The 17,198-nt window shown below is 49.7% G+C and carries 16 protein-coding genes and 3 pseudogenes; 15 read left to right on the plus strand and 4 right to left on the minus strand.

The window, feature by feature from the left end; genetic code table 11:
- Window positions 1–5 precede the first annotated feature (5 nt).
- Window positions 6–686, plus strand: coding sequence for an energy-coupling factor ABC transporter permease (locus IUJ45_RS01470; RefSeq protein ID WP_002235741.1), 681 nt, complete (start codon window positions 6–8; stop codon window positions 684–686).
- Window positions 687–714: 28 nt separating this feature from the next.
- Entirely contained in the window at window positions 715–1,074 is a 360-nt protein-coding gene (locus IUJ45_RS01475) for a fluoride efflux transporter CrcB (protein ID WP_002240501.1), read from the plus strand.
- A gap of 655 nt (window positions 1,075–1,729) precedes the next feature.
- Here the strand turns inward: IUJ45_RS01475 and IUJ45_RS01480 are convergent.
- Both IUJ45_RS01480 and folB read right to left on the minus strand, forming a co-directional pair.
- Window positions 1,730–2,266, minus strand: a complete 537-nt coding sequence (locus IUJ45_RS01480) for an NUDIX hydrolase (RefSeq protein WP_082308609.1) — start codon at window positions 2,264–2,266, stop codon at window positions 1,730–1,732.
- A gap of 33 nt (window positions 2,267–2,299) precedes the next feature.
- Complete coding sequence (gene folB, locus IUJ45_RS01485; RefSeq protein ID WP_002213654.1) at window positions 2,300–2,656, minus strand: dihydroneopterin aldolase; 357 nt, start codon at window positions 2,654–2,656, stop codon at window positions 2,300–2,302.
- A 55-nt stretch (window positions 2,657–2,711) separates the two neighbouring features.
- Here folB and plsY point away from each other — a divergent pair, with 55 nt between their 5' ends.
- The 3 genes from plsY to IUJ45_RS01500 all read left to right on the plus strand — a co-directional run bounded on the left by plsY (window position 2,712) and on the right by IUJ45_RS01500 (window position 5,467).
- Window positions 2,712–3,314 (plus strand): glycerol-3-phosphate 1-O-acyltransferase PlsY, encoded by a 603-nt coding sequence (plsY, locus tag IUJ45_RS01490; protein ID WP_002240500.1) that lies wholly within the window; start codon window positions 2,712–2,714, stop codon window positions 3,312–3,314.
- A gap of 87 nt (window positions 3,315–3,401) precedes the next feature.
- Window positions 3,402–4,247 carry a 23S rRNA (adenine(2030)-N(6))-methyltransferase RlmJ gene (locus tag IUJ45_RS01495; protein ID WP_002227199.1) on the plus strand — a complete coding sequence of 282 codons (846 nt, stop codon included), beginning with the start codon at window positions 3,402–3,404 and terminating at the stop codon, window positions 4,245–4,247.
- 245 nt (window positions 4,248–4,492) lie between these two features.
- Window positions 4,493–5,467 carry a class 1 fructose-bisphosphatase gene (locus IUJ45_RS01500; protein ID WP_002213657.1) on the plus strand — a complete coding sequence of 325 codons (975 nt, stop codon included), beginning with the start codon at window positions 4,493–4,495 and terminating at the stop codon, window positions 5,465–5,467.
- 158 nt (window positions 5,468–5,625) lie between these two features.
- On the opposite strand, the gene IUJ45_RS01505 is transcribed toward IUJ45_RS01500, so the two are convergent.
- A complete protein-coding gene (locus IUJ45_RS01505; RefSeq protein WP_002213659.1) occupies window positions 5,626–5,844 on the minus strand; it encodes an HP1242/YdcH family protein in 219 nt (72 codons plus the stop codon).
- A gap of 343 nt (window positions 5,845–6,187) precedes the next feature.
- On the opposite strand from IUJ45_RS01505, the pseudogene IUJ45_RS01510 reads away from it, so the two are divergent.
- The 5 genes and pseudogenes from IUJ45_RS01510 to IUJ45_RS01530 form a co-directional block, all read left to right on the plus strand.
- Window positions 6,188–6,448: pseudogene (locus IUJ45_RS01510) on the plus strand (glutaredoxin family protein).
- A 167-nt stretch (window positions 6,449–6,615) separates the two neighbouring features.
- The gene (ggt, locus tag IUJ45_RS01515) at window positions 6,616–8,391 is read left to right on the plus strand and encodes a gamma-glutamyltransferase (protein WP_002249353.1); all 1,776 of its coding nucleotides are present in this window, start codon (window positions 6,616–6,618) and stop codon (window positions 8,389–8,391) included.
- Between the two features lie 62 nt (window positions 8,392–8,453).
- Window positions 8,454–8,717 carry a hypothetical protein gene (locus tag IUJ45_RS01520; RefSeq protein WP_002213663.1) on the plus strand — a complete coding sequence of 88 codons (264 nt, stop codon included), beginning with the start codon at window positions 8,454–8,456 and terminating at the stop codon, window positions 8,715–8,717.
- A 154-nt stretch (window positions 8,718–8,871) separates the two neighbouring features.
- Window positions 8,872–10,122, plus strand: coding sequence for a serine hydroxymethyltransferase (gene glyA / locus IUJ45_RS01525; RefSeq protein WP_002235737.1), 1,251 nt, complete (start codon window positions 8,872–8,874; stop codon window positions 10,120–10,122).
- 127 nt (window positions 10,123–10,249) lie between these two features.
- Window positions 10,250–10,698: pseudogene (locus tag IUJ45_RS01530) on the plus strand (transposase); the annotation flags it as partial.
- Window positions 10,699–10,866: 168 nt separating this feature from the next.
- Here the strand turns inward: IUJ45_RS01530 and IUJ45_RS01535 are convergent.
- Entirely contained in the window at window positions 10,867–11,874 is a 1,008-nt protein-coding gene (locus tag IUJ45_RS01535; protein ID WP_002249498.1) for an IS5 family transposase, read from the minus strand.
- A 62-nt stretch (window positions 11,875–11,936) separates the two neighbouring features.
- Between IUJ45_RS01535 and IUJ45_RS01540 the strand changes: the two are divergent.
- The 5 genes and pseudogenes from IUJ45_RS01540 to IUJ45_RS01560 all read left to right on the plus strand — a co-directional run.
- A pseudogene (locus IUJ45_RS01540) lies at window positions 11,937–12,592 on the plus strand (transposase); the annotation flags it as partial.
- Window positions 12,593–13,179: 587 nt separating this feature from the next.
- On the plus strand, window positions 13,180–13,998 hold the full coding sequence (gene opc / locus IUJ45_RS01545) for an autotransporter adhesin Opc (protein WP_002232366.1): 819 nt from the start codon (window positions 13,180–13,182) through the stop codon (window positions 13,996–13,998).
- A gap of 163 nt (window positions 13,999–14,161) precedes the next feature.
- Window positions 14,162–14,806: a DedA family protein gene (locus tag IUJ45_RS01550; protein ID WP_002219343.1), complete on the plus strand. Its 645-nt coding sequence runs from the start codon at window positions 14,162–14,164 to the stop codon at window positions 14,804–14,806.
- An 18-nt stretch (window positions 14,807–14,824) separates the two neighbouring features.
- Window positions 14,825–16,735 (plus strand): ATP-binding cassette domain-containing protein, encoded by a 1,911-nt coding sequence (locus IUJ45_RS01555; protein ID WP_002246168.1) that lies wholly within the window; start codon window positions 14,825–14,827, stop codon window positions 16,733–16,735.
- A 20-nt stretch (window positions 16,736–16,755) separates the two neighbouring features.
- Window positions 16,756–17,121, plus strand: a complete 366-nt coding sequence (locus IUJ45_RS01560) for a hypothetical protein (protein WP_002213667.1) — start codon at window positions 16,756–16,758, stop codon at window positions 17,119–17,121.
- The last annotated feature ends 77 nt before the right edge of the window (window positions 17,122–17,198 follow it).

Raw genomic sequence — 17,198 nt, forward strand, 5'->3', positions numbered from 1 at the left:
TTGCCATGATTTTCCAAACAGTCTGGTTTTCAGATATGGTACTGTCGGTTTCGTGGATTGTCCTTATCCTGATACTGGCAGCTTCCGCGCCGTCCGCATTCCGCTCGCTTGCCCGCTACCGTTCCGCCCTTCCACTGTGTACCGTAATTTTTTCCGCAGCATGGTGTCTGAACGCCTCTGCCGGCGGCGGACAGCTTGCACAGATGAACTACCACCTGCTCGCCGTCAATCTGGTTGCACTGATGGTGGGCACTTCCGCCGCCCTTTGGCTTGCCGCGCTGCTGATGCTGCCCTACTGCCTGCTGTTTGCCGATTCTGCCGGCGCATATCCGCCGAACGCTTTGGTGCTGATTCTGCCCGCGCTGGTCGTCAACCGCCTGTCGCGTATGCTGGTCAACCGCCTGCCGCCCAATATTTTCATCTTTATTTTCGTCAACGGCTTTCTCGCTTCCGCCGCCGGCATTCTGTTGACCGGGCTGGTGCTGACCGGTATTTTGGATGCTGCAAACGCTTTTCCGTCCGAAATATTGTGGACGACCGCCCTGCCCGTCTTTATTCTGCTGGCGTGGGCGGAAGCCTTCCTCAGCGGCATTTCAACTGCCATATTTGTTGCACTGAAGCCCCATTGGATTAACACTTTCGACGACAACCGCTATCTTAAGTCCGACCGCGGCATATGGCGGTAGCCTTCAGACGGCATAGACAGGCAAAACCATGCTTTCCAACATCATCCCCCTTTCCATCGGTGCGGCACTCGGTGCAACGGCGCGTTGGCTGCTCAACCTCGCCGTTCCCGCATCGTTGTCTCCCGCCACGGGCAACCTGTTTGCCAACTGGACGGGCGCTTTTCTTATCGGAATCTTTGCCGAAACCGTCAACCATCCGCAATGGAAGCTGCTGCTGATTACCGGTTTTCTCGGCAGCCTGACCACGCTTTCCGGATTTTCACTGGAAACCGTAACCCTGCTCCAATCGAATCGTCCTGCTTCAGCACTTGCCAATATTTTCCTGCACACGGCAGGTTCGCTGCTGCTGACTTGGCTCGGGCTGAAGATAGGGACGGCAGTCAAATAACCGCAACAAATTGCCTCCCTTTGTTTTGACATAATCTATAAATTAGCTTCGCTTGTTTAAATACTGGCTGTGCCAATTATAGTGGATTAACAAAAATCAGGACAAGGCGACGAAGCCGCAGACAGTACAGATAGTACGGAACCGATTCACTTGGTGCTTCAGCACCTTAGAGAATCGTTCTCTTGGAGCTAAGGCGAGGCAACGCCATACTGGTTTTTGTTAATCCACTATACCGTTCTCAAATTCAAATTGGGCTTTTAGGTCTATAACAAAGAAAAAGCCTTGGCAGGATAAACCTACCAAGGCTTTTTATTAAAAAAAACGCTCTATTACTGTGTCTAAAAATGCAAAAAAAGTAACCATCATAACCCTTTTGCCAAAATCAATATCATCTTCCGATGAATGAATTGACGGTATATAAGAAAGAATTAATAAGCTCATAAACCGGTAAGAAAAATCAGTAACAAAGATTTTCATTATTAACCATTCTTAAAAATGATCACGTTCGTTTGGGTAATTATTATACCCTTTTCCCTCTTATTACTAAAGCACGAATGACTTTAAAGGACGCGCCCAGAGACAAGCCGAAAAGGCATATCTCATCCGCCAAACAAAATGCCCGCCAATCTACTCCGGAGGGCAGTTCAACACCCTGTCAATCCTTCATCAGCCAGTATTGCAAACCGATTAATGTCTTGCCGTCTTTAATTTCATCGTTTGCCAATGCCTGACGGACTTCTTCTTTCGACATCAATACGGTTTCCGTAATCTCGTCTTCGTCATTGGCAAGCGTACTGCCCAAACGCACGCCTTCCGCCTCGAACAGATACATTTTTTCGTTGCAAAAACCGACCGCCGTATAAAAACTGTAAAGCAGGCGTACGCTGTCGGTGGTATAAGGCGTTTCTTCAGTCAGTTCTCGTAAAGCGCATGCTGCCATATCCTCGCCCGCCACATCCAGCTTGCCCGCAGGAAGTTCCAATGTCGCCTGATTTGCCGCATACCGCCACTGCCGTACCAAAACGACCTTTTCCTCATCCGTTACCGCCAACACGCACGCCGCGCCCGGATGCCGGATGACGATACGCTGCCCTTCATTGCCGTTGGGCAACCTGACCTTATCCCTGCTGATGCTGACGAAACCGCCCTCGTAAATGGTTTCGCCGCCTAATTTTACTTCCCTCAAATCCACTTCATATCTCCTTTCCGTTTCCTATTCTGCCGTTCAATCTTCACGCTTGCCGCGCTCGATTTCCACGCCAACCTCGCGCACGCCTTCCAAAATACCCGGCTTGACGATTTTCACGCGCACCCACACCGCGCCGAAATATCCCAAAACCAAATCGGCAATATATTCCGCCAACGCTTCCAAAAGCAGGAAATCCTGTTCTTTCAGATGTCGGCGCAGCGTTTCGCATACCTCGGCATAATGCACCGTATTGGCAATATCGTCGTCCGAACCCGCTTTCTCGGGAACGCCGATGTCCAAATCGACAATCAGGGTCTGCAACCGTTCGCGCTCCCAGCCGTACACGCCGATAAGCGTATCCGCCTTGATGCCGTGCAAAAAGATTTTATCCATAATCCGCCCCGTTTTTTGCTAAAATAACCGCACCATTCTAAGTAAAGTACCGCAAATGTTCAACATACCGGCTGTTGCCGTTTCCTATCTGATCGGCTCACTTTCTTTCGCCGTCATCGTGTCCAAATATTACGGCATGGACGACCCGCGCACCTACGGATCGGGCAATCCGGGGGCAACCAATGTTTTACGCAGCGGCAAAAAAAAGGCGGCCGCGCTGACGCTCTTGGGCGATGCCGCCAAAGGTTTGGTTGCCGTTTTGCTTGCACGCGTGCTTCAAGAACCGCTCGGTTTATCCGACAGCGCAATCGCGGCCGTCGCACTCGCCGCGCTGGTCGGGCATATGTGGCCGGTGTTTTTCGGATTTAAAGGCGGCAAAGGCGTGGCAACGGCATTGGGCGTGCTTCTGGCACTCTCTCCCACAACTGCCTTGGTCTGCGCGTTGATTTGGCTTGTGATGGCATTCGGCTTCAAGGTGTCCTCCCTTGCCGCATTAACCGCCACAATCGCCGCCCCCCTTGCCGCACTGTTTTTTATGCCGCATACTTCTTGGATTTTCGCAACCCTCGCAATCGCCATATTGGTGTTGCTCCGCCATAAGAGCAACATCCTCAACCTGATTAAAGGCAAAGAAAGCAAAATCGGCGAAAAACGCTGATTCGGCATTTGTTTTCCATTACGTCATGCCGTCTGAAACCATGTTCCCGCGTTCAGACAGCATTTCCGCACAAACGGCTTTCATACCATGCTCAGTTACAGACACGCATTCCACGCCGGCAACCACGCCGATATGCTCAAACACTTTACCTTGTTTTTAGTGCTGCAATATTTCAACCGCAAAGACAAGCCCTACTGGTACATCGACACGCACGGCGGCGCGGGTGTGTACAATCTCGAAGGCAGCGAGGCGCAGAAAGTCGGCGAATACCGGCAAGGCATCGCCCTGCTCCGACAGGCGCAAAACCTGCCTGCCGAACTCTCTGACTTTGCCGCGCACATACAAAAAATCCTGCCCTCGCCCGAACTTTACTGCGGTTCTCCGTGGCTGGCACAATCGCTGACCCGCGTCGGCGACAAATTACGCCTGTTTGAGCTGCACCCCACCGACTTTGTCCATCTGCAAAACAATATGGGCGAAGCAGGATTGGGCAAACGCGGACAAGTGTTGCGCGAAGACGGTTACAAAGGGCTGATTTCCCTGCTGCCGCCCCCGCCGCGCCGTGCCGCCGTCCTCATCGACCCGCCTTACGAGGAAAAACAGGACTACTGGCGTGTAACGGAAACGCTGAAATCCGCTTTAAAACGGTTTGAGTCCGGCTGTTATCTCATCTGGTATCCCTGCCTCAGCCGCGAAGAAAGCCGCAAGCTGCCCGAAGAACTGAAAAAACTCGTTCCCGACAACTACCTTCACGCCGAACTGCACGTCCACGCGCCGAAAGCCGACGGTTTCGGTATGCACGGCAGCGGAATGTTCGTCATCAATCCGCCCTATCTGTTGGCGGAACAATTGGCGGCAAACCTCCCCGCCCTGACGCGGCTGCTGGCGCAAGACGAAGGCGCGCGCTACCTTTTGGACAGCAAAATCCGCTGACCCCGATGCCGTCTGAAACCCTTCAGACAACATCTCCCGTCAAATAAACAAAACCGGACGATATACCGGCAGTCGGCACTTTTAAGAATAAATATCCCCTCATCCGCCTGCCGCGTTCCGACTTGCCCCATGCCGTTTTTTTACACTACAATCCCCTAGACTATCCTGCAAAACGCACCAAAGGAATACGCCACAATAACCTGCCGCCTTTCAGACGGCACAAACCTTTCCGAAACGAGCAAACTATGGACACACTGACCCGATTCCTCCCCGAACACCTGCAACAAAACCAGCTGCCCGAAGCACTCGGCGGCGTTTTACTGTCCGTTGTTTCCGCCTGCACCGAAATCAACGCCAAAGTCCGCCTCGGCGCACTGGCCGGCGTATTGGGTATGGCGGGCACGGGCAATATTCAGGGCGAAGACCAAAAAAAACTGGATGTTATCGCCAACAACATCATGATTGACACACTCAAAGCCAACCCTGCCGTTGCCGGTTTGGCAAGCGAGGAAGAAGACTCTTTCGTAAGTGCCGGTGAAAACGGACGCTATCTCGTCCTATTCGATCCTTTAGACGGATCGTCCAATATTGATGTCAACATTTCCGTCGGTACGATTTTCTCCATCCTTGAAAAACCCGAAGGCGCATTGGCAACCGAATCATTCCTTCAAACGGGCAGACAGCAGCTTGCCGCTGGTTACGTTCTTTACGGGCCTCAAACCCAGCTCGTATTCACATTCGGACACGGCGTATATATGTTCACGCTCAATGCCGAAAACGAATTTGTGCTGACAAAAGAAAAACCGAAAGTACCCGAAAGTACCAAAGAATTTGCCATCAATATGTCCAACCGCCGCCACTGGCTGCCCCCCGTCCAACAATACATCGACGAGCTCTTGGCGGGCGAAACCGGCACGCGCGGCAAAAACTACAATATGCGCTGGGTAGCCAGCATGGTTGCCGAAATCCACCGCATACTGATGCGCGGGGGCGTGTTCATGTATCCGCAAGACAAACGCGACCCGTCCAAACCCGGCAAACTGCGCCTGATGTATGAAGCCAATCCTATGGCCCTGATACTCGAACAAGCCGGCGCATCGGCAAGCAACGCCCGTCAGGACATACTCGGCATCCGTCCCGAAAGCCTGCACCAGCGCGTCGCCGTCATTATGGGCAGCAGCGAAGAAGTGGATTACCTCAACCGCCTGCATTCAAAATAAAAGGCAGCCTGACCGATAAAGAAAGGCGGCAGCGCGCATCCGACGCTGCCGCCGATATTTCGTTTATAGCCTTAAAAAGATAGAAAACCACCTTTCCGAACGGCAAAAATGCCGTCTGAAAAGTTTTCAGACGGCATTTTAAAAATTAAAGCCCGAATTTATTTGCCCGCTGCTTTTTGCAGGATGGCGTACAACTCGTCTTTCAGTTTCAATTTGGCTTTTTTCAGCTCATCGATGGTTTCCGCACCGCTGGTAACCGGATTGTTGACCAGACCGGTAATTTTATCGTCCAGCTCGTTGTGTTCGTCGAACAGACGGGCGAAGCGAGAATTTTCCTGTTTCAATTTGGAAATCAAATCACGGTATTCTGGGAACATATCGCTTTCCTCTCTTGGTTTACGGTTAAAAAGTCAAATTGAATCTTTACATTAATTATAACAAAGATAATATTTTTATCCAGTGTTTTATCGGATACGGCAAAATTTTCTTTTAACACCGCCGTCCGGTTGATAAAAACGTTGACAATATCACGCTTTACGCATAAATTTTCAGCCTTTCCTACTGTATAGTGGATTAACAAAAATCAGGACAAGGCGACGAAGCCGCAGACAGTACAAATAGTACGGAACCGATTCACTTGGTGCTTCAGCACCTTAGAGAATCGTTCTCTTTGAGCTAAGGCGAGGCAACGCCGTACTGGTTTTTGTTAATCCACTATATATGAAAGGCACGCCCCAGTTTCCCCAATGTGGATTTTCAGCGCGTGCAGTAGAGGTGCTGACCCAATTGGCAGACCCTTTGCTTTTGTTAATATCCTAGAAAACCCAGAAATTCGCAGTACTCTACCACTCATCGCCAATCGGCCAACCTTTCCACAGCTTTGGGTTAATGGTGAGTTAATCGGTGGTAGTGATATTATCACAAATGTACCAATCAGGTGAGCTAAAACCACTCATTGAAGAGCATAGCCCAAAGGTCTGATTACTTAATATCTTAAAATAAATATCAAAAAAGACTGCTGATGACATTAGCGGTCTTTTTTTGATGGTCAAGATTGATAGTTTGGATTGAATTATTTAGTCATATTAAATACAATAATCAGCATGCCTTGTATGAATCATCAATCAAACTCAGGCGAAGGAGTGCTTGTGGCTAAAACATATTTATTGACTGCATTGATAATGTCTATGACAATCTCTGGATGTCAAGTCATCCATGCCAATCAAGGTAAGGTTAATACTCATTCTGCTGTCATCACAGGTGCAGACGCTCACACGCCTGAACATGCAACGGGACTGACCGAACAAAAGCAGGTGATTGCAAGTGATTTTATGGTAGCGTCAGCCAATCCATTAGCAACACAAGCTGGCTATGATATCTTAAAGCAAGGCGGTAGCGCTGCAGATGCGATGGTGGCGGTGCAGACGACACTAAGCTTGGTAGAGCCACAGTCGTCAGGCTTGGGCGGTGGTGCATTTGTGTTGTATTGGGATAATACCGCCAAAACATTGACCACATTTGATGGGCGTGAGACGGCACCGATGCGTGCGACGCCGGAATTATTTTTGGATAAAGATGGTCAACCATTGAAATTTATGGAAGCGGTGGTCGGTGGTCGCTCGGTGGGTACGCCTGCTATCCCTAAACTGATGGAGACAATACATCAGCGATACGGTGTATTGCCTTGGGGAAAATTATTTGATACACCGATCCGCTTGGCAAAACAAGGCTTTGAGGTGTCGCCAAGGCTTGCCATCTCGGTTGAGCAAAATCAGCAGCATTTGGCACGCTATCCAAAAACAGCCGCTTATTTTTTGCCGAATGGTGTGCCGCTACAAGCAGGCAGCTTGCTGAAAAATTTAGAATTTGCTGACAGTGTTCAGGCGTTAGCAGCTCAAGGTGCAAAAGCTCTGCATACTGGTAAATATGCCCAAAATATCGTTTCAGTTGTCCAAAATGCTAAGGATAACCCCGGTCAATTATCCTTACAAGATTTATCTGATTATCAAGTGGTGGAACGCCCGCCTGTTTGTGTGACTTATCGTATTTATGAAGTATGCGGTATGGGTGCACCAAGCTCAGGAGGGATTGCTGTGGGTCAGATTTTGGGGATTTTAAATGAATTTTCACCCAATCAGGTGGGGTATGATGCCGAAGGTTTACGTCTCTTGGGCGACGCTTCTAGGCTTGCGTTTGCGGATCGTGATGTATATTTGGGCGACCCTGATTTTGTACCAGTACCCATTCGCCAGTTGATTTCTAAAGACTACCTAAAACATCGCAGCCAGCTGCTTGAGCAGTCGGATAAGGCATTGTCTAGCGTATCTGCAGGCGATTTTATTCATGAGTGGGTGTCCTCACAAGCGATTGAGTTACCTTCTACCAGTCATATATCAATTGTGGATAAGGCGGGCAATGTGCTATCAATGACGACTTCCATTGAAAATGCGTTTGGCTCAACTTTGATGGCAAATGGCTACCTGCTGAATAATGAGCTGACAGACTTTAGTTTTGAGCCAATAAAGCAGGGCAAACAGGTCGCCAATCGTGTCGAGCCCGGCAAGAGACCACGCTCCTCAATGGCACCAACCATCGTATTTAAAGCAGGCAAGCCTTATATGGCAATCGGCTCCCCAGGTGGTAGCCGTATCATTGGCTATGTCGCTAAGACGATTGTGGCACATAGTGACTGGAATATGGATATCCAAGATGCCATCAGTGCACCCAATTTATTAAATCGCTTTGGTAGCTATGAACTAGAAACGGGTACAACCGCCCTCCAGTGGCAACAAGCATTAAATGATTTGGGCTATAAGACTGACGTGCGTGAGCTAAATTCAGGTGTTCAAGCCATTATTATCGAGCCAAGCAGGCTGGTTGGTGGTGCCGATCCACGCCGAGAAGGTCGAGTGATGGGTGATTAGAGGTGAAGCTTGTATTTTGTGAATTTGACCGCATTAAGTTAATATTAAAATAGGGGGAAATTGTGAGTAATCAAACAAAAATACAAGCCATCAAGCAAGCTTCTGAGCAGATCTTCGCAATTTGTGAGACGCCAAACACAGCATTACAAGCCATTCATCTGATTTTAAGACATGGTGGGGCAGGAGAGTTGTCTTGGCAAGTGGTGTATCAGCGGGTTATGGCTGATAAAGATGTGGTTGGTGCTGGTTATTTGATTGATTTTGCACAAACTGCCGAAAATTTACCATTTGATGCATTGCCTTTGGGTAGCCTTGTACTAACATAAAGGTAATGAGACGCTAAAAACCAGCATGTTAAATAAATTACCTGATAATGCCAAAGAAAATTTACGCATTATGGACTATCTGCCTTAGGTTTTGAAGTATTTTTTTATACAAAAAACACTCATGATACCCTGATTACACAAAGGAGCCGAGAACATGTTTTCAAAAAGCGTTACCCTCGCACAATATGACCCCGATTTGGCAGCAGCCATTGCCCAAGAAGACCAACGCCAGCAAGACCACGTCGAGCTGATTGCCTCTGAAAACTACGTCAGCTGCGCCGTAATGGAAGCGCAAGGTTCCCAGCTGACCAACAAATACGCCGAAGGCTACCCCGGCAAACGCTACTACGGCGGCTGCGAATACGTCGATATTGTCGAACAATTGGCGATTGACCGCGTCAAAAAACTGTTCGGCGCGCAATACGCCAACGTCCAACCGCACTCCGGCTCGCAAGCCAACCAAGCCGTGTACGCTTCCGTTTTAAAACCAGGCGACACCATTTTGGGTATGTCTCTGGCGCACGGCGGCCACCTGACCCACGGCGCGAGCGTTAATATCTCAGGCAAACTCTACAACGCTGTTACTTATGGTTTGGATGAAAACGAAGTGCTCGATTATGCCGAAGTCGAACGCCTCGCGCTCGAACACAAACCCAAAATGATTGTGGCGGGTGCGTCTGCCTACGCGTTGCAAATCGACTGGGCAAAATTCCGCGAAATCGCCGATAAAGTCGGCGCATACCTCTTTGTCGATATGGCGCACTATGCCGGTCTGGTTGCCGGCGGCGAATATCCCAATCCCGTGCCGTTCTGCGACTTCGTTACCACCACCACCCACAAAACCCTGCGCGGTCCTCGCGGCGGCGTAATTTTGTGCCGCGACAATACCCACGAAAAAGCGTTGAACTCTTCCATCTTCCCAAGCCTGCAAGGTGGCCCGCTGATGCACGTTATCGCCGCCAAAGCCGTGGCGTTTAAAGAAGCATTGCAACCCGAGTTCAAACAATACGCAAAACAAGTGAAAATCAATGCAGCCGCCATGGCGGAAGAGTTGGTTAAACGCGGTTTGCGCATCGTTTCCGGCCGCACCGAAAGCCACGTTTTCCTCGTTGACCTGCAACCGATGAAAATTACCGGCAAAGCCGCCGAAGCTGCTTTGGGCAAAGCGCACATCACTGTCAACAAAAACGCCATCCCGAATGATCCGGAAAAACCCTTCGTTACCTCCGGCATCCGCATCGGTTCCGCCGCCATGACCACACGCGGTTTTAACGAAGCCGACGCGCGCGTATTGGCGAACTTGGTTGCCGACGTATTGTCTAACCCCGAAGACGAAGCCAACCTCGCCAAAGTCCGCGAACAAGTAACTGCTTTGTGCAATAAATACCCCGTTTACGGCGCGTAAGCCTTTTTAAAAATATTCCGCTAAGCAATCCAATGCCGCCTGAAATCTCATAATGTTTCAGGCGGAAACCTTTGCAAAATTCCCCAAAATCCCCTAAATTCCCACCAAGACATTTAGGGGATTTTCCATGAGCACCTTCTTCCGGCAAACCGCGCAAGCCATGATTGCCAAACATATCAACCGTTTCCCGCTATTGAAGTTGGACCAAGTGATTGATTGGCAGCCGATCGAACCATACCTGAACCGTCAAAGAACCCGTTACCTCCGAGACCACCGCGGTCGTCCCGCCTATCCCCTGCTGTCCATGTTCAAAGCCGTTCTGCTCGGACAATGGCACAGCCTCTCCGATCCCGAACTCGAACACAGCCTCATCACCCGCATCGACTTCAACCTGTTTTGACGTTTTGACGAACTGAGCATCCCCGATTACAGCACCTTATGCCGCTACCGCAACCGGCGACGCAAGACGACACCCTGTCCGAATTGCCGGAACTGATCAACCGCCAACTGACCGAAAAAAACCTAAAAATAGAGAAAGCATCCGCCGCCGTCGTTGACGCCACCATTATTCAGACCGAGACCTTTGCAAAATTCCTTTCCCTCCCGACAGCCGAAACCCAAACACAGGTTTTCAGCTGTTTTCAGCTGTTTTCGGCTGTTTTCGCCCCAAATACCGCCTAATTCTACCCAAATCCCCCCTTAATCCTCTCCGGATACCCGATAATCAGGCATCCGGGCCGCCTTTTAGGCGGCAGCGGGCGCACTTAGCCTGTTGGCCGCTTTCAACAGGTTCAAACACATCGCTTTCAGGTGGCTTTGCGCACTCACTTTAATCAGTCCGAAATAGGCTGCCCGAGCGTAGCGGAATTTACGGTGCAGCGTACCGAAGCTCTGTTCAACCACATAACGGGTCTTCGACAAATATCGGTTGCGTTTGGTTTGCACTTCCGACAGCGGGCGGTTGCGGCAGGCTTTGCGCATAATGCCGTCCAACAACTGATGTTCTTCCAGATGTTGCCGGTTTTCCGCACTGTCGTAGCCTTTGTCGGCATAGACGGTCGTACCTTCGGGTAACCCTTCCAACAACGGCGACAGGTGTTTGCACTCATGGGCATTGGCGGGAGTAATGTGCAGTTTCTCGATATAGCCTTCCGCATCGGTACGGGTATGTTGTTTGTAACCGAGTTTGTAGAGGCCGTTTTTCTTTATCCAACGGGCATCGCTGTCCTTACTCGGTGTGGTTTGACCGCTGATTTGTCCTTCTTCGTCAACTTCTATGGCCTGACGCTGTTTGCTGCCGGCGGTCTGGATAATGGTGGCATCAACGACGGCGGCGGATGCTTTCTCTATTTTTAGGCCTTTTTCGGTCAGTTGGCAGTTAATCAGTTTGAGTAATTCGGACAGGGTGTCGTCTTGCGCCAGCCAGTTGCGGTAGCGGCATAAGGTACTGTAATCGGGGATGATCAGTTCGTCGAAACGGCAAAACAGGTTGAAATCGATGCGGGTGATGAGGCTGTGTTCGAGTTCGGGATCGGAGAGGCTGTGCCATTGTCCGAGCAGGACGGCTTTGAACATGGACAGCAGAGGGTAGGCGGGACGGCCGCGGTGGTCTCTAAGGTAACGGTTTTTTTGACGGTTCAGGTATTGTTCGATCGGCTGCCAATCAATCACCTGGTCCAACTTCAATAGCGGGAAACGGTCGATGTGTTTGGCAATCATGGCTTGTGCGGTTTGCCGGAAGAAGGTGCTCATGGAAAATCCCCTAAATGGCTTGGTGGGAATTTAGGGGATTTTGGGGAATTTTGCAAAGGTCTCAGACCGCCGGCAGCAAACAGCGCCAGGCCATAGAAGTTGACGAAGAAGGACAAATCAGCGGCCAAACCACACCGAGTAAAGACAAAGATGCCCGTTGGATCTCTACAAACTCGGTTACAAACAACATACCCGTACCGATGCGGAAGGCTATATCGAGAAACTGCACATTACCCCCGCCAATGCCCATGAGTGCAAACACCTGCCGCCGTTGTTGGAAGGACTGCCCAAAGGTACGACCGTCTATGCCGACAAAGGCTACGACAGTGCGGAAAACCGGCAACATCTGGAAGAACATCAGTTGTTGGACGGCATTATGCGCAAAGCCTGCCGCAACCGTCCGCTGTCGGAAACGCAAACCAAACGCAACCGGTATTTGTCGAAGACCCGTTATAGTGGATTAAATTTAAATCAGGACAAGGCGACGAAGCCGCAGACAGTACAAATAGTACGGCAAGGCGAGGCAACGCCGTACTGGTTTAAATTTAATCCACTATATGTGGTCGAACAGAGCTTCGGTACGCTGCACCGTAAATTCCGCTATGCGCGGGCAGCCTATTTCGGACTGATTAAAGTGAGTGCGCAAAGCCATCTGAAGGCGATGTGTTTGAACCTGTTGAAAGCCGCCAACAAGCTAAGTGCGCCCGCTGCCGCCTAAAAGGAGACCGGATGCCTGATTATCGGGTATCCGGGGAGGGTTAAGGGGGTATTTGGGTAAAATTAGGAGGTATTTGGGGCGAAAATAGACGAAAACCTGTGTTTGGGTTTCGGCTGTCGGGAGGGAAAGGAATTTTGCAAAGATCTCATCCTGTTATTTTCACAAAAACAGAAAACCAAAAACAGCAACCTGAAATTCGTCATTCCCGCGCAGGCGGGAATCCAGACCCCCAACGCGGCAGGAATCTATCGGAAATAACCGAAACCGGACGAACCTAGATTCCCGCTTTCGCGGGAATGACGGCAGAGTGGTTTCAGTTGCTCCCGATAAATGCCGCCATCTCAAGTCTCGTCATTCCCTTAAAACAGAAAACCGAAATCAGAAACCTAAAATTTCGTCATTCCCATAAAAAACAGAAAACCAAGTGAGAATAACAATTCGTTGTAAACAAATAATTATTTGTTAATTTTTATTAATATATGTAAAATCCCCCCCACCGAAAGCTTAAGAATATAATTGTAAGCGTAACGATTATTTACGTTATGTTACCATATCCGACTACAATCCAAATTTTGGAGATTTTAACTATGAAAAAAACAGTTTTTACATGTGCCATGATTGCCCTGACCGGTACTGCCGCCGCTGCACAAGAGCTTCAAACCGCTAATGAGTTTACCGTCCACACCGACCTCTCTTCCATTTCTTCAACTCGTGCTTTCCTGAAAGAAAAACACAAAGCTGCCAAACACATCGGCGTACGTGCTGATATTCCTTTTGATGCCAACCAAGGCATCCGCTTGGAAGCCGGTTTCGGGCGCAGCAAAAAAAATATTATTAATTTGGAAACAGATGAGAACAAGCTGGGTAAGACTAAAAATGTAAAACTGCCCACCGGCGTTCCTGAAAACCGTATCGATCTTTACACAGGCTACACCTACACCCAAACGTTAAGTGATTCTTTAAATTTCCGTGTGGGTGCCGGCTTGGGTTTTGAATCTTCAAAAGACAGCATTAAAACCACCAAGCATACGCTTCACAGCAGCCGTCAGTCGTGGTTAGCCAAAGTTCACGCGGATTTGCTTTCCCAACTGGGTAACGGCTGGTATATCAACCCTTGGTCTGAAGTGAAATTTGACCTCAATTCCCGCTATAAATTAAACACCGGCGTTACCAATCTCAAAAAAGACATCAATCAAAAAACCAACGGCTGGGGCTTTGGATTGGGTGCAAATATTGGTAAAAAACTGGGCGAATCCGCCAGCATCGAGGCGGGGCCGTTCTACAAACAACGCACTTACAAAGAATCCGGCGAGTTTAGTGTAACAACCAAGAGCGGCGACGTATCGCTCACCATCCCGAAAACCAGTATTCGTGAATACGGCTTGCGCGTCGGCATAAAATTCTGATGATTTGAAATCATCATTGTCACTTTAAATGCCAAACCGCAAACTATTTTGGTTTGCGGTTTTTACGTGAAATGAATTTGAATAGCCGATGCCGTCTGAAAATTTCAGACGGCATTTTTCCAATCGGTTAAAATACGCGGTTTGTTTTTTTTAGGAACGCGCCGTGCTTGCCTCCGCCATCGACTTCATCCTCCATATCGACCAACACCTGCTCGCGCTGTCGGCGCAATACGGTGTGTGGATTTATGCGATTCTGTTTTTGATTGTTTTTTGCGAAACCGGCCTGATTGTTACGCCCTTACTGCCCGGCGATTCGCTGCTGTTTGCCGCCGGCGGTATTGCCGCGCTGGGCGGTATGGATATTCATTTGATGGTTGCATTATTAAGCCTTGCCGCCATACTCGGCGACGCGCTCAATTTTACCGTCGGCAAATATTTCGGCGGCAGGCTGTTCGCCAATCCCGATTCTAAAATCTTCCGACGTGAATATCTCGATAAAACCCACCGTTTTTACGAAAAACACGGCGGCAAAACCATCATCATTGCCCGTTTTATGCCCATCGTCCGCACCTTCGCCCCCTTCGTCGCCGGTATGGGGAAAATGCACTATGCCAAATTTATCCGCTACAACATCATCGGTGGCTTGTTGTGGGTTATCCTGTTTTCTTACGCGGGCTATTTCTTTGCCAACTTCCCCGTCGTAAAAAACAATCTGGGCTTGGTGATGGGCGGCATCATTATTGTTTCCGTCCTGCCGGGTGCGGTTGAAATTGCCCGCGCCAAACTTGCGGTAAAATCCAAACGGTAACTGTTGAGAATTTGTATCATGAATATATTATCTGTAGAAAACGCTTCCTTTGCCGTCGGCCACGTCGCCCTGCTCGACAAAACTTCCTTCCAACTCGACAGCGGCGAAAAAATCGGCTTAATCGGTCGTAATGGTGCGGGTAAGTCTTCGTTTTTAAAAATCCTCGCCGGCGTGCAAAAGCTTGATGATGGGCAGATTATTGTCCAAAACAACCTCAAAATCGTTTATGTACCGCAGGAATCCTTTTTTGATAAGGAAGCAACCGTATTTGATACTGTTGCCGAAGGTTTGGGCGAAATTCGCGATTTATTGCGCCGTTATCATCATGTCAGCCATGAGTTGGAAAATGGTTCGAGTGAGGCCTTATTGAAAGAGCTCAACGAATTGCAACTTGAGATCGAAGCGAAGGACGGCTGGAAGTTGGATGCGGCGGTGAAGCAGACTTTGGGCGAACTCGGTTTGCCGGAAAACGAAAAAATCGGCAACCTCTCCGGCGGTCAGAAAAAGCGCGTCGCCTTGGCGCAGGCTTGGGTGCAGAAGCCCGACGTATTGCTGCTCGATGAACCGACCAACCATTTGGACATCGACGCGATTATTTGGTTGGAAAACCTGCTCAAAGCGTTTGAAGGCAGCCTGGTTGTGATTACCCACGACCGCCGTTTTTTGGACAATATCGCCACGCGGATTGTCGAACTCGATCGCGGTATTTTGCGTTCCTATCCCGGCTCGTTCTCCAAATATAGCGAGAAAAAAGCGCAAGAGTTGGCAGTCGAAGCGGAACACAACCGCCTCTTCGACAAATTCCACGCGCAGGAAGAAGCGTGGATACGCAAAGGCATCGAAGCGCGCCGTACCCGCAACGAAGGCCGCGTGCGCCGTTTGGAAGAACTGCGCCGCCAGCGTGCCGAACGCCGCAACGTACAAGGGCAGGTCAATTTCAAGCTCGACAGCGGCGAGAAAAGCGGCAAAATCATTGCCGAACTGGAACATGCCTCGTTTACCTATGGCGACAAAGTCATCATGGACAAATTCTCCGCCATCTTGCAGCGTGGCGACAAAATCGGCTTAATCGGCCCAAACGGTATCGGCAAAACCACCTTCCTCAAGCTGATTTTGGGCGAATTGCAGCCGACCTACGGCAGAATCCGTATCGGCAGTAAGCAGGAAGTTGCCTATTTCGACCAATTCCGCAGCACGTTGAACGAAAACGACACCGTGTTTTACACGCTCGGTCAAGGCAACGATTACGTCGAAGTCGGCGGCAAGAAAAAACACGTAATGAGCTATCTGGAAGATTTCTTATTCCATCCAGCCCGCGCACAAAGTCCCGTTTCATCGCTCTCCGGCGGCGAACGCAACCGCCTTTTGCTGGCAAAACTCTTTACCCGTCCTGCTAATATTTTGATTTTGGACGAACCGACCAACGACTTGGATATCGATACCCAAGAGCTGCTTGAAGATTTGCTGCGCGATTATCAAGGCACGGTATTCCTTGTCTCACACGACCGTATGTTCCTCGATAACGTGATTACCCAAAGCATTATTTTTGAAGGAAATGGAAGGTTAAAAGAATATATCGGCGGCTATCAGGACTACATCGACGCAAAATCACGCGAAGCGAAGATTCAGACGGAATCCGCACCCAAAACAGCCGATGCCGAACCGGTGAAAGAAAAACCCAAAGCCAACCGCACGGTCAAACTGTCCTACAAAGAACAGCGCGAACTCGACGCCCTGCCCGACGAAATCGCCGCCTTGGAAGCCGAACAGGCAGAAATCAACGCGCAGCTTTCCGATCCCGAAATCTTCAAAGATTACGAAAAAGCCGGCGCACTGCAAAGCCGCGCCGAAGAAATCGAAATGCTGCTTTTGGAAAAGCTGGAACGCTGGGAGCTGCTGGAAACCAAACAGAACGGCAATGCCGTCTGAAATCAAACAGGAAGAAAAAAATGTTCAAACGACCTGAAGAAATCATTGTCCTGATACTTGCCGTCCTCTGGATTGCCGGTACGTATTTTCTCGCCGCCCTGTTTGGAGCGGATGCTTATACCGTGTTAAAAATCACTGCCCTTACCCTGCTTTGGTCTGCCGCATCATTCCTCCTTTGGCAAAAAAACCTCAGCCGGCATATCTGGCCGCTGCTGCTCGGCTGCCTGACTGCCTGTTGGTGGCCGTATCTGAATCAATCGGTCGCACCCGGTTCTTTACCTTGGTATGCATCATGGACGTTCAAAACCATCTTAGCCCTGATTCCCGTAACCGCAGGTTATCTGTTTAAATGGAAACAATACCGGCAGCGCAAAACAAAGCCGTAAGCCCGTCCTTTTCAGACGGCATCTCCGGTCAGACTGTCAACAATTCCGATAAAATGCTATACTCGCGCCCGTTGCCG

It is taken from the genome of Neisseria meningitidis (genome assembly GCF_022869645.1).
Lineage (GTDB): Bacteria > Pseudomonadota > Gammaproteobacteria > Burkholderiales > Neisseriaceae > Neisseria > Neisseria meningitidis.

Coding starts and splice junctions, on each gene's coding strand:
- IUJ45_RS01560 (WP_002213667.1), top strand. CDS start 16,756: ATGTTCAAACGACCTGAAGAAATCATTGTCCTGATACTTGCCGTCCTC.
- glyA (WP_002235737.1), top strand. CDS start 8,872: ATGTTTTCAAAAAGCGTTACCCTCGCACAATATGACCCCGATTTGGCA.
- plsY (WP_002240500.1), top strand. CDS start 2,712: ATGTTCAACATACCGGCTGTTGCCGTTTCCTATCTGATCGGCTCACTT.
- IUJ45_RS01535 (WP_002249498.1), bottom strand. CDS start 11,874: ATGAGCACCTTCTTCCGGCAAACCGCACAAGCCATGATTGCCAAACAC.
- folB (WP_002213654.1), bottom strand. CDS start 2,656: ATGGATAAAATCTTTTTGCACGGCATCAAGGCGGATACGCTTATCGGC.
- IUJ45_RS01505 (WP_002213659.1), bottom strand. CDS start 5,844: ATGTTCCCAGAATACCGTGATTTGATTTCCAAATTGAAACAGGAAAAT.
- IUJ45_RS01500 (WP_002213657.1), top strand. CDS start 4,493: ATGGACACACTGACCCGATTCCTCCCCGAACACCTGCAACAAAACCAG.
- IUJ45_RS01495 (WP_002227199.1), top strand. CDS start 3,402: ATGCTCAGTTACAGACACGCATTCCACGCCGGCAACCACGCCGATATG.
- IUJ45_RS01475 (WP_002240501.1), top strand. CDS start 715: ATGCTTTCCAACATCATCCCCCTTTCCATCGGTGCGGCACTCGGTGCA.
- opc (WP_002232366.1), top strand. CDS start 13,180: ATGAAAAAAACAGTTTTTACATGTGCCATGATTGCCCTGACCGGTACT.
- IUJ45_RS01555 (WP_002246168.1), top strand. CDS start 14,825: ATGAATATATTATCTGTAGAAAACGCTTCCTTTGCCGTCGGCCACGTC.
- IUJ45_RS01470 (WP_002235741.1), top strand. CDS start 6: ATGATTTTCCAAACAGTCTGGTTTTCAGATATGGTACTGTCGGTTTCG.